Origin of the sequence: Desulfobulbus rhabdoformis (genome assembly GCF_016919065.1) — a bacterium.
GTDB classification, from domain to species: domain Bacteria; phylum Desulfobacterota; class Desulfobulbia; order Desulfobulbales; family Desulfobulbaceae; genus Desulfobulbus; species Desulfobulbus rhabdoformis.
The window spans coordinates 1-11040 of sequence record NZ_JAFFQA010000074.1 but is presented as its reverse complement, the minus strand read 5'-3'; the positions used below and the strand labels follow the sequence as shown (position 1 = coordinate 11040).

The 11040-nt window shown below is 45.4% G+C and carries 14 protein-coding genes; 4 read left to right on the top strand and 10 right to left on the bottom strand.

Annotated features, from left to right (window positions below):
* Positions 1-84: 84 nt before the first annotated feature.
* On the bottom strand, positions 85-798 hold the full coding sequence (rsgA, locus tag JWJ90_RS21630; RefSeq protein ID WP_205229301.1) for a GTPase RsgA: 714 nt from the start codon (positions 796-798) through the stop codon (positions 85-87).
* A 550-nt stretch (positions 799-1348) separates the two neighbouring features.
* Between rsgA and JWJ90_RS21625 the strand changes: the two genes are divergently transcribed.
* Positions 1349-1777 carry a bacteriohemerythrin gene (locus tag JWJ90_RS21625; RefSeq protein WP_205229300.1) on the top strand — a complete coding sequence of 143 codons (429 nt, stop codon included), beginning with the start codon at positions 1349-1351 and terminating at the stop codon, positions 1775-1777.
* A 528-nt stretch (positions 1778-2305) separates the two neighbouring features.
* On the opposite strand, the gene JWJ90_RS21620 is transcribed toward JWJ90_RS21625, so the two are convergent.
* Positions 2306-2827 carry a TetR/AcrR family transcriptional regulator gene (locus JWJ90_RS21620; protein ID WP_205229299.1) on the bottom strand — a complete coding sequence of 174 codons (522 nt, stop codon included), beginning with the start codon at positions 2825-2827 and terminating at the stop codon, positions 2306-2308.
* A gap of 76 nt (positions 2828-2903) precedes the next feature.
* On the opposite strand from JWJ90_RS21620, the gene JWJ90_RS21615 reads away from it, so the two are divergent.
* A complete protein-coding gene (locus JWJ90_RS21615) occupies positions 2904-3803 on the top strand; it encodes a DMT family transporter (protein WP_205229298.1) in 900 nt (299 codons plus the stop codon).
* A gap of 50 nt (positions 3804-3853) precedes the next feature.
* On the opposite strand, the gene arsB is transcribed toward JWJ90_RS21615, so the two are convergent.
* Complete coding sequence (gene arsB, locus JWJ90_RS21610; protein WP_205229297.1) at positions 3854-4942, bottom strand: ACR3 family arsenite efflux transporter; 1089 nt, start codon at positions 4940-4942, stop codon at positions 3854-3856.
* 217 nt (positions 4943-5159) lie between these two features.
* On the opposite strand from arsB, the gene JWJ90_RS21605 reads away from it, so the two are divergent.
* On the top strand, positions 5160-5510 hold the full coding sequence (locus JWJ90_RS21605; RefSeq protein WP_205229296.1) for an ArsR/SmtB family transcription factor: 351 nt from the start codon (positions 5160-5162) through the stop codon (positions 5508-5510).
* A gap of 407 nt (positions 5511-5917) precedes the next feature.
* Complete coding sequence (locus tag JWJ90_RS21600; protein ID WP_205229295.1) at positions 5918-6265, top strand: DUF4405 domain-containing protein; 348 nt, start codon at positions 5918-5920, stop codon at positions 6263-6265.
* 356 nt (positions 6266-6621) lie between these two features.
* On the opposite strand, the gene JWJ90_RS21595 is transcribed toward JWJ90_RS21600, so the two are convergent.
* The 7 genes from JWJ90_RS21595 to JWJ90_RS21565 all read right to left on the bottom strand — a co-directional run.
* Positions 6622-7233 carry a class I SAM-dependent methyltransferase gene (locus JWJ90_RS21595; RefSeq protein WP_205229294.1) on the bottom strand — a complete coding sequence of 204 codons (612 nt, stop codon included), beginning with the start codon at positions 7231-7233 and terminating at the stop codon, positions 6622-6624.
* A gap of 130 nt (positions 7234-7363) precedes the next feature.
* Complete coding sequence (locus JWJ90_RS21590) at positions 7364-8152, bottom strand: methyltransferase domain-containing protein (protein ID WP_205229293.1); 789 nt, start codon at positions 8150-8152, stop codon at positions 7364-7366.
* A gap of 66 nt (positions 8153-8218) precedes the next feature.
* Positions 8219-8842, bottom strand: coding sequence for a GyrI-like domain-containing protein (locus JWJ90_RS21585; RefSeq protein ID WP_205229292.1), 624 nt, complete (start codon positions 8840-8842; stop codon positions 8219-8221).
* Between the two features lie 412 nt (positions 8843-9254).
* Entirely contained in the window at positions 9255-9731 is a 477-nt protein-coding gene (locus JWJ90_RS21580) for a GNAT family N-acetyltransferase (protein WP_205229291.1), read from the bottom strand.
* A 301-nt stretch (positions 9732-10032) separates the two neighbouring features.
* A complete protein-coding gene (locus JWJ90_RS21575; RefSeq protein ID WP_338032356.1) occupies positions 10033-10392 on the bottom strand; it encodes a YciI family protein in 360 nt (119 codons plus the stop codon).
* A 148-nt stretch (positions 10393-10540) separates the two neighbouring features.
* Positions 10541-10759 (bottom strand): isochorismatase family protein, encoded by a 219-nt coding sequence (locus JWJ90_RS24020; protein WP_420828933.1) that lies wholly within the window; start codon positions 10757-10759, stop codon positions 10541-10543.
* 26 nt (positions 10760-10785) lie between these two features.
* Positions 10786-11040, bottom strand: a 255-nt coding sequence (locus JWJ90_RS21565) for a hypothetical protein (protein WP_205229290.1), incomplete at its 5' end; no start/stop codon positions are given.

Genomic DNA, 11040 nt, shown 5'->3' with positions numbered 1-11040 from the left:
GTTTTTTCACGTCTCAAAGAACATCTCATGCCAAAATTCTTAACAATTTTGACATAGCCGGGCAATATGTGCCCGATTGAATTTTTAAATCTTAAAATAGCCGCGTAAGGTTTTTACGAGGCCATCATGATTGATCAGGGTGGATTTTCCCGCACCCGATGAGCCTATCAGGGCAGCTGTCCGGTGTGGATGCAGCAGAGCTGCAACACGAGCAACCGCATGAGTATCGTGGAGGGATAGGGAAAAGACCGCAACTCCTGGAGCGCTGGCCTCTACCTCGCAGACAAATCGTTCCGGATTTTGCTGCAGGTCGGATTTGCTGAGCAAGATGACAGGTTGAATGCCACAATGATAGGCAAGCATGAGGTATCGCTCGATCCTTGCCAGATTAAAATCACGGTCAAGGCCGCAGACGATAAAGACAAAATCAAGGTTTGCAGCGATTCCCTGTTCTTCTTCCCCCTTCGCTCCCCGACCTGATCTGCCTCCGGCGGCTTTTCGGGACAACAGATTATTTCTCGTAAAAATGTTTGTGATAACCTGCTCTTTCACAAGCACCCAGTCCCCAACGACCGGATATATTCCAGCCACCCGGTCATGCAACCGACCGGCAAGAGAGACGGAGATTGTTTCATCCCCATGCATGACTGAAAAAAGTTGCTTATGTACTCCAACGCCCCTTGCCGGGGTGGAATCGGTAACTAACTTATTATATTGCTGTTGAAAAAATGGTAACCATCCCAGTTTTTCCAGTCTGAGTATAAACGTGTCTTTAGGTAAATTTTCGTTGTTGCGCATATTTCCTTCCTATTGTGCAGCATAAATAGTCTGGAGCCGACTTGGACAGACGGTGTACGGAAACACCAAAGCCAAAAGCTCATCAGATATAAAAAAAAAAAGACGAAGGACAGTTACCGGAAAAAAGGCGCAGGGATATTGCAGAGGCCCGATGGAACCAAAAAGGAAAAACAGCTGGCATAGCCTCCAGAGTGGAGCCTGAATCTGCCGCTGTTGATGTGGAATCAATCGTCTGTCTGGTTACGCAGCGGTTTTCCCGGTAACGTACAGCACAAGATCAATTGAATTGGTGAACATAAAATCTCCTAACTTTTTTGAATTACGACAAAACTTACATAATGATTCTTCGCTTGTCAACAGGCGTACAAAGAGGAAGGGTTTTCTTCATGGCAGCATCCTACCTTTCTCTGAAAAAGCAACGCTTCCCCCCTGGCTATCTGATGCTACAATATGGTATCGTAGTATGCTATGCCTCTCCTGGTTTCGCATGATCTTTTCGTAAAAATCATGATCCTGAATCCGTAAGCGTTCAAAAGACAGGAGTGAATATATGCCCGCAATTGCTTGGGATGATAGCTATTTAATTGGTATTCCTCGATGCGATGAACAACACAAACATTTAGTTTTATTGCTCAACCAAGCTCATGACGCTTTTGTTAACAACTCTGAAGCGCATGATGTTCCATGGCTCCTGAATGAGCTTATTGATTATGCTACCTACCATTTTATAGCTGAGGAAAAATGGATGTCTGCGAGCGGTTTCCCAGATTTCAACATGCACAAAGCGGAACATGATGCCTTCTCAAAGCAAGTTGGAATCATGTATCAAAAATACAGCAACAACGATCCCCTTGTATTGTCAGAAATTTTCTCATTCTTGAATGATTGGTTAGTGACGCATATTTTAAGAGTTGATGCTGAATTCGGTAAATTTTTGGAGCAACAAAATCGAATATTATCAAGAAATGATTTGTGTTGAGGAGGTCGCACAATATCAACAGGGAAGCTTGAATAACTGCTTTTTCAAGGCACCCAACAGACATTTAACGACTTCTCCGGGATGGTTGTTTCGTCAATAATCAGACCGAAAGAGATGTAACCGAAATTTATGCAATATCGGAATTAACTTCTTGCCGTTTTATACTCGTATCGACAGTTTTTCGGTTGTAGCTATCCCCCCTCCCCCTCTGAAAACCTTGGTGATCCTGTTAGCCCCTTGTAGTCAAACAAGGCAGCAGCGATTCTTCCACGAAGACATGGCTATTTTACTGTTTCGGCGCAGGTTATTGGCTTCTGACGCTAAGAATGAATTTGCCATGCTCCTTGGGTTCATTTCATAGACACATCAGGGTGTCTTGAATAATTAGATTTTTCAATCAAGGCCAGGTAAGCGTAGACTCCGAGGATTGCGCAAAATTTTACCGCAGGTATATGAGTGATATTCCGAGGATAAAATTTTAAGCATGACGCCGGGATTGGCAGAAAAAACAATTATTCAAGATTCCCATCAGTCAGCGCTCAACAAATTGCGTGCAAGCATCTTCGCGCTTGCTACGGAGCGTTCTCCGATTAGTGGCCAGCTCTGCGTTATTCCTTCATGCAACAAGATGAAATGATCGCGAAAGGTTGACAACCCTGTCACTCGAACCATAGCATCGCCCATCTCCCTTTTATGGCGCTCCAGCATCTCATGAAAAACGTAGTTATCCGGGTACGCTGCAACAGCGCGGTGAAAAAGGCAGCCTCCAGGGGCATTCTCAGACATCCACTCGCCCACTCGATCAAATATAGCCTCGATCGCTTTATCTGGCGCCGCTGGTAACGCCTCAAATAAATGCCTGAGATATCGTGTATGGCGATACTCCAAAGCGGTCTTGATCATATCTTCACGTGATGGGCAATACTTATAAAGCGTACGCAGGCTCACGTTAGAGGCATCGCGCAACCCATCAACCCCTATCTTGGCAAATCCATTCTCAGCGAATGCCTGCTCGAGTCCAGCCGCAATTTTTTGCTGTGTTTTATTCATAATTGACAAAGTAGAACTTTCACTCTACCTTTGCAAGTAGAACGATCCTTTTACTTTTTCAAAAATGAGACAAAAAATGGCTTTGTCATACCGTATTATTGCGACGTCAATCCTTGAAACCGGGCTCATCATAGCTTGGAGTTCCGGCTTTATTGGTGGCACTCTTGCGTCGAAAACGTCGTCAATTTTTTTAGTCCTGTTTTGGAGGTTTCTCCTGGCAGCTTTGCTCCTCACACCATTGGCACTGCCACAGTTGCGCCGTATGACCAGGCGCGACATCAAGTTGCAGGCATTAATAGGCAGCTTCGCGATGTTTGGTTACTTAGCTACCATGATAGCCGCCATAGATATTGGTGTATCACCGGGTGTAGCGGCGCTCATTGCAGCCTTGCAACCGTTAGCCACTGCTGCATTATCAGGGGGGATTTTGGGTGAACGCGTTGTACCAAAACAATGGATAGGGCTTGCTGTTGGACTCCTGGGGGTCGCTGTTTCCGTTATAGGTGGATTCAAGCAAACACCACTCACAGGCTATGCACTCGCTCTCGTGAGCATGGCTTGCATTGTAACCGCGACATTGATAGCCAAAGCCAAAACAGGAACAGCTCCAATCTTACCTGCACTAACAGTGCAGTGCACCGTGACCGCACTCCTCTTTCTGCCACTCGCAGCGTTCGATGGAGGTTTGGCTCCGGAAATAACGTTTACATTCGGGTATGCCGTAACCTGGTTTATTCTGTTCTCGACATTCGGAGCCTACGGACTCTATTGGGCCAATTTGAAACGTACTTCCGCGACGAGAGTGTCGAGTCTCATCTACCTGACACCTCCGGTCACTGCAGTGTGGGCCTACAAAATGTTTGATGAGCCGATCACAATGCCTGTCGTCGTCGGCTTTCTACTTTGCCTTGTTGGCGTAGGTCTGGCACGAAATGGAACATATAGACATAAAACTCTTCTGATGCATCAGGACTGACAAGGGGGGCTTGTTCATCCTTCGGGTATCTGGCAAAAAACAGGATAATTCTATTGTTTTGTACGGACATGGCAAACCCCTGTTAGGCTTCGTTGTTCATAGGGAAAGTATTTGTTTTTAAGCCGAAGGGCGACGTTGACCAGAGCAATGAGAACTGGCACCTCAACCAGCGGACCGATAACCGCAGCAAAGGCCTCTCCCGAGTTAATACCGAAGACAGCAATGGCGACGGCAATCGCCAGCTCAAAGTTGTTGGAGGCGGCTGTGAAACTCAAGGTGACGGTTTGCTCGTATGTTGCCCCAGCTTTCAAGGACAAGAAGAAGGAGACACCAAACATTATCAGAAAATAAATGGTCAAAGGCACGGCAATGCGCAGCACATCGAGTGGCAGTTGAACGATGTATTCTCCCTTGAGTGAAAACATCACCAGGATTGTGAAGAGCAGGAAAACAAGAGTCAACGGGCTGATTCTAGGAATAAACTCCCGTTCATACCACTCTCTGCCTTTGAGTTTGATGCCGATCAAACGGCTGAGCATTCCGGCAATAAAAGGAATACCGAGATAGATGAACACAGACTGGGCTATCTGGCCGATGGAAATATCGACCACCGCCCCTGCCAAACCGAACCAACCGGGAATAACGGTGATGAAGATCCAGGCGTAGAATGAAAAAAACAAGACCTGAAAAATCGAATTAAAGGCCACCAATCCCGCACAGTATTCCGTGTCACCGTCGGCGAGATCGTTCCAGACGATAACCATGGCGATGCATCGGGCTAGGCCTATGAGGATCAGGCCGACCATGTAGTGCTGCTGTCCGGAAAGGAGGGTTATGGCCAGAAAAAACATCAACACCGGCCCGATCACCCAGTTTTGCACGAGGGAGAGCATAAGCACCCGTCCATTACGAAAAACCTGCCCCAATTGCTCGTATTTAACTTTGGCCAAAGGCGGATACATCATCATGATAAGGCCGATGGCAATAGGAATATTCGTCGTGCCAACCTGGAAGGCATTGATCACATGCTGTACACCAGGAACGGTGTAGCCAAGCATTACCCCAACAAACATGGCGAGGAAGATCCACAGGGTAAGAAAACGATCCAGAAAACCGAGGCGTTTAGGGTGCTGCGACATGATGCGTCCTTTACAGAGAGAGATTGGAAAATTTAATTTTTTTGAATAGTCACCCGTTTATTAATCCGCTCATGCGGATACGTCAATCTCTTGCAGGGAATTTCGTGGACGCATATGTGGAAAAGATCACACTTTAACGAGGTCTTCTATGTCCGCTCTCCGAAAATCAGAGTTGGGAAGCGTTGACGATCAATATCCAGCACGGTACTTTTGCCTTATGAAAAGATTCTCCGAACTGTTCAAGTCATTGGCCGATGAAACCCGCCTGCGACTGCTCTTGCTTCTGCATGGAGGGGACGAATATTGCGTTTGCGATTTGATGCACGCCCTGAATGCGCCGCAATCAACAATCTCGCGCCACTTATCCTATCTCAAAAGAAATGGCTGGCTCCAGGATCGCCGTGGAGGGGTGTGGATGTACTATTCTCTAAAAAAGGGGATGGATGCATTCCTGCAAGCACAGCTTAGCCTGCTCATTCAACAGATGGAAGACCATCCTGTTTACCTGGATGATCGGAACCGTTTGAAATCGTATCTGATAACCAAGGAGGCCAATAGCTGTAAGTGATTCAAGTCGTCCACTCTGGTTTACCTCTCCGAGAGAGCGTTGGGTGATTGAAAGATCCGAGGCGCTGAATGACTTTGCGATGATTGATAGGAGGACCGGATCTCGTCGCAGAAGTAGCTGCACGATGTCATGATCATGAGAATGAAAAGCTCATATTGATCGGTTTTCCGGCCTTCTTCATCCTTGATCTCCAGCCTACCTAGCTGCGGGCCTGGATCAAACATAGGGCAACCGCTACACGGGATGGACTCAATTATGCTATTTACAGGGCGATGATTAAGGTTCATGGCTTCGCCAACAGACGGTAACCTCAACATCGTGTTATGGAAAGACCGTCCTTTTCATTAACGAACAGGGAATTCATTCTTCCCTCCAGACAGGACTCTTTCCTGAATCCATGAGGATTTATGCTTGATAAAAAATTCGTTCGCACCAATCTGCACCCCGCGCTGATGCTCAGTTTTCTCATTGCCGGGGTGACCGGTATCTTACTGCTGCTGCACCTCGATGTTCGAGGAATAAAGCACCTGCATGAGTGGATGAGTACGATCTTTCTGCTGCTGTGCGTCGTTCATCTCTTCCTGAACTGGAAGATATTTCAAATACAGTTTCAAAAAGGCCCGGTCCTGGCGACCGTCCTCGGAATCGGGCTGCTTTCTATCCTGCTGTTGTTCAACGCTGGTGGGCAAGGGAAGCATGGCTATGGCGGACGCTCAGGAGCAGGACATTCCAGACATTTCAACACTTATCGCTAAAAAACAACTTACAGAAAGTAAAAAATACAATGCCCCCACACACAAACGAAATAATCATCATCCTCGTACAGGGTGAATTTAGCAGGTTTGTGAATAAAGCGAGCCCACACACAAACGAAATAATCATCATCCTCGTACATCCATTGCCTCTACAACGACATCGGCTTCATTCTCATCGGCCTCACAATCAATTTTTTCATTGCCACCAACAGTGGGTATGAAAAGGTAAACCTAGCTTGCGGTAAACCCGAATCAGTGACGGCGGGGGGTTGCTGAACAACGCATCTTTTTAATAAGACAACGTATTTTTTCAAATTCATGTATTGTCCAGTTGCACCTGGCGCACTGATGAATGCTCACGGATTCAGGGTAAAAACAAGCCATGACCATGTTACCTTTGCTCTTTGATTGCTCTTTTGCACAGACTGAGCCTCACGACTGGCAATGAAACGAAAGCCACACTGCCTCGCGATATTGACGGTTTCTTGGACACTTGTGGGGTAACACTCTCTTTTGGAAGAACCGGGGCCATTGCGTATGGAGATTATGAGCATTCCGCTTCTTCGAACTAAAAATCGTATATTTTTTAAAGATTCAAATTTCTCTTCTTTGGGTACATGCTGCCAAACCGAGACCAGCAGGGCTAAATCATATTTCTCATTTCGCTGAATTACGCGAGAAAGGGAGGGAAGAGAATCGTTGAGCCATTTGATATGGGGAGACTGATGCAACTCCCTACCTGCCTCTAGAAAAAGAGAAACCGGCTCCACAGCCAAAACTCTATGGCCCTTTGCTGCCAACCAAGCCGCATCACGACCTGTTCCGGACCCTATTTCAATAATTTGGCATGGAGATCGAGGGATAAATTCGGTAACACATGAGAGCACATCAGACGATGAGATGGCCTCAAAAGAGGCAATCAAAAAGTCGGCATCTTCAGCATAGCCATCTATGATGCTTTGTTCCATCTGGGCTCACTTCTTAGACAGCTGACATGAGGATCACCGGTTTCCCTAGTGTATGATTGTGCGAGATCTATACAATGTGTGGTCCGTCGCCAAGTAAATCTCACTTGGACTATCCTTTGTCGTCAGGCTTTCAGCGTACATTCTTAATTGCTTCAGTCAAAACAGAGGTCAAACAAAAAAAATAGGCTTGCTGCTGTTCAAGCAGTTCGAATTCATTCAACCATGCCTCAGCCTCTTCCGAACCTATCTCATGCTTCCCCTCTACAAAAGAACGAATCACACGAGCAGCCCAATAGCTGAAGCTGTTTCTATGGTACGATCGGTTGAGAAAAGACATTGGAGTTTGACGAAGCGGTACCAAGCCAACATTTCGCAATTTTACGCCAAGGAGAGCGGGAAGATCGAGGGTGGAACTGTGAGTCTCCCATGCCGAGAGAATCCTCTGCATCCGCTTCTCGTGATGAGAATGCCAGACTGCAGTACGCCAGTCTGTTGATAAAATAAAGCAACGCCCACCTGGACGTAAAACTCGGCGGACTTCACGCAATGCGGCGTCCAACTGCTCAATATATTCAAAAACCTGTATACCATAGACTGTGTCGAAGGTGTCATTCTCATACGGAAGTTCACTTGCTTCCCCTACCCTGCACTCGACCCATTCCATATCAACGCAGTTGCGTTCTGCAGTGGCGATTTGATCTGCGCTATAGTCGATTGCGCACATGCGGCCTGTTGGGCCAACACAACGGGCAACCTCATAAGCATAGAATCCTCCTCCACAACCAACCTCCAAAAATTTCTCGCCGGTTTGAGGCTGCATTATTTCAAGCACACTCCCCCTGCGAACTGCCTGATCATGACATTGAGCCACTAAGCGCTGGATATCCGCCATGTCATCAACGAATGAAAGCGAACTCATACCCGACCTCGAACTTTTGGGAATCTCATCTTCGATTTTCTATGTGCTCTGATCCGCACCTGTTTGTTATGAAACTTGGAAGCGGAGAACGGTTTTCAACTTTTCTGGTGCTACTTTTCTCGGATCTGAAATATATATTTCTTTATGCTGTTTTGTTTTTCTTTTTAAGTTATTCTCTGTACAAAACTCTTCCATTATTAGAAACGATTCCTTCTCATTATCATAACTTCCATGATGCATCATCTGCATGCATCTTCCATCTGTAATTTCAATGAATTTAATATTTTCTATGTGAGAATTTTTCTTTTTCTTCATTGCCCATTCTTTTGCTGTTTCGGCAAATTCATTTGAAACAAAATCTGGCTGGCGAATCATTAAGGTGAACACAAGTTCGTTTTTGTCTAATGTTCCGTCAAATGATTGTTTAGCTTTTTCAGAAATATCCCAAATCCCCTCTAAGGGGTACACTGTATATTCGTAGAAATTCTCTGGTTCAAGTCCTTTTTTGTATGACATTCGAATTGCGTACGAAGTTGCATATAAAGCTTCAATGTACTCTCCAAAGAATGAACTGTTTGGATTTCCGGCACCCCGAATCGTGTAATATTTGTATCGTGGGATATCAATCAGTACTGGCTTATTCTGAGGCAAATAGATTTCTTTTTCTTTTTTTCGCCATTCATATTTCATGAGAGTGTTCTTCCCCTGAAGATAGACCTGAATCCGTGACGGCGGATGGTCTCTGGATAACATATTCAGTTGATAATGCAGAAATTTTCAAACTAATTTATTTGCTATTCAGTTTCCCCCACCGCCTTTTGGGGCATCCAGGATAGAGACCATGCTGTGCCGAGAGACCGAGGAATGTAAGCGATCACGGGGCACCGAATCTGCGGTGTTATCGGCCTGCTTACGTACAGGCGTACGCTGCACAGGCCGACGCCTAGCATCTCCGGCACCCCGTAACCGCTTACAGTTTCGACAATACGAGTTCTTTCAGGGGGGCCCCTGATCGCTTACCGAGGAATCCTTTGCAGGACCGCCGGTTAACCAAACTACAGCCGCAGACTGGCTATCCGCACTGACATACCGGTTAACGAGTTCACAATTTTAATACCAAAAACGGGGTGGTTCGGTGTTTTATCGTTGAGGGATATTCTCTCAAATATATGCAACCCATTTTTTCGTAAAACCCCTTGGCATGCGGATCAGACAAAATGCCGAGCTCAACAATGCCCCTTTTCAAGCATTTTTGCCGCAGGTGGTTGAAAAGCTGCCTTCCAATCCCCTTGCCAATAGCTTGAGGTTCGACAAACATGTGTTCAAGCCAAAACCCCTTTTTTATTATTATACCGGAAAAATCGAGATTATCTTTGAGCTCAACAATGGAATAATAACCAACAAGGGTGCCATCAACCTCACTCACGACCACATCATTTTGATTAATATATTCATGAGTTATTGTTAATTCCTTGGACCATGCCTCGAAAAAAGATGCTGGATATCCCCAATGCCCTTTTGATTCAAAAGAGAGTCTAGTCAAAGACTCTGCATCTGAAATTTCTGCCGCCCTTATCATGTACCTGCACCGTTAACGTGACGCTCAAGAAAAACCAGAGCTTCCCCTGAATGTTTAGGGTGTCTTGAATAATTAGATTTTTCAATCAAGGTCAAGGCATGTTCAAAATTTTACCACAGGTATATACATGATATTCCGAGGATAAAATTTTGAGCATAACGAGGTAAGCGCCAGACTCCGGGAGATTGGAAGAAAAAGCAATTATTCAAGATTCCCTTTAAATACATCCCGGATTCTCCGTCTACATCATTTCCCCAATATGCCCCCCCTGGTTTTGGTTGTAGCGTATGACGACATCTTGCTATTTTTGTAATATTTCAAACCCTTCTGCCACCATACTCGGAATAAACTCCGTAATATCGTATTCTGCAATTCCGGCTCTGTTAAAAGGGTCTCTTTTTAAAATCACTTCCAACTCATCTCTGTCTTTCACACAAGATAAAATAACTCCACCTGTTCTTGGATTTTTTCTACCTGATGCAATAAAGTTTCCATTAGAATATTCTTGTTTCAAATATGATACATGGTCATCAAGATATTTTTCAACTTCTTTAATATCGCATTTGTAGGTTAACGAGACTATGAACATTTTAACTCCTTCGAAAAAATTTACCCCGTGAGCATTTACAGGCTCGTCACCGCACCTAGCAACTTTCCCCACGCGACATTCAGCACTTATAACACGCCGACAAAGTGTTCTTTAATCGGCATATCACAAACAACGGAAATAACGCACCGATGAATGCTTACAAAATCAGGTTTGTTTCAAAAATCGCTCCCCCTCTGGTTGACCACAGCGTTTTTCCAGACTATTTATTCAGTATTTCTAGAGCACTTGCGACCGTGGCGTACGGTGTCGCTAGCGCCGCCATAAATGAAGCGTGAACCTCAGAAGCGTTTATAGTTTTTTCTTTAAACTGCAAATTCCTTGTAGCACAGGCGTCTTCCACTACAGTGCATTGAAAGCCCAGGTCATAGGCGGCTCTTGTTGAAGCGTCAATGCACATGTGACTCATTGCCCCACAAATAGTTAACTGTTCAATATTAATCTCTTTTAAATGTTCAAGGAGGTTCGTTTCCCTACAGCCACGCCCGCTTTGAACCGGTTGCGTTTATAAATTTGCCATGAGGCGGTACTTGCGGGGGTAATTTCACCATTCTGAGGAAAAATCCCGAAGCACCGCTGTTGTTTTGTACCAAACTTTCTGAAAAAGCCTGTTTTCAGGGCAGAGTTATCCATCCGGCCTACCGAATTCGTTTTTCGGAAGGCTCCTGATCTTTCAAAAAAATGTATGTTACCTGTTATCCG

What these genes read in the sequence shown, in the direction of transcription:
- rsgA (WP_205229301.1), bottom strand. Translation starts at nt 798, where the DNA reads ATGCGCAACAACGAAAATTTACCTAAAGACACGTTTATACTCAGACTG.
- JWJ90_RS21625 (WP_205229300.1), top strand. Translation starts at nt 1,349, where the DNA reads ATGCCCGCAATTGCTTGGGATGATAGCTATTTAATTGGTATTCCTCGA.
- JWJ90_RS21620 (WP_205229299.1), bottom strand. Translation starts at nt 2,827, where the DNA reads ATGAATAAAACACAGCAAAAAATTGCGGCTGGACTCGAGCAGGCATTC.
- JWJ90_RS21615 (WP_205229298.1), top strand. Translation starts at nt 2,904, where the DNA reads ATGGCTTTGTCATACCGTATTATTGCGACGTCAATCCTTGAAACCGGG.
- arsB (WP_205229297.1), bottom strand. Translation starts at nt 4,942, where the DNA reads ATGTCGCAGCACCCTAAACGCCTCGGTTTTCTGGATCGTTTTCTTACC.
- JWJ90_RS21605 (WP_205229296.1), top strand. Translation starts at nt 5,160, where the DNA reads ATGAAAAGATTCTCCGAACTGTTCAAGTCATTGGCCGATGAAACCCGC.
- JWJ90_RS21600 (WP_205229295.1), top strand. Translation starts at nt 5,918, where the DNA reads ATGCTTGATAAAAAATTCGTTCGCACCAATCTGCACCCCGCGCTGATG.
- JWJ90_RS21595 (WP_205229294.1), bottom strand. Translation starts at nt 7,233, where the DNA reads ATGGAACAAAGCATCATAGATGGCTATGCTGAAGATGCCGACTTTTTG.
- JWJ90_RS21590 (WP_205229293.1), bottom strand. Translation starts at nt 8,152, where the DNA reads ATGAGTTCGCTTTCATTCGTTGATGACATGGCGGATATCCAGCGCTTA.
- JWJ90_RS21585 (WP_205229292.1), bottom strand. Translation starts at nt 8,842, where the DNA reads ATGAAATATGAATGGCGAAAAAAAGAAAAAGAAATCTATTTGCCTCAG.
- JWJ90_RS21580 (WP_205229291.1), bottom strand. Translation starts at nt 9,731, where the DNA reads ATGATAAGGGCGGCAGAAATTTCAGATGCAGAGTCTTTGACTAGACTC.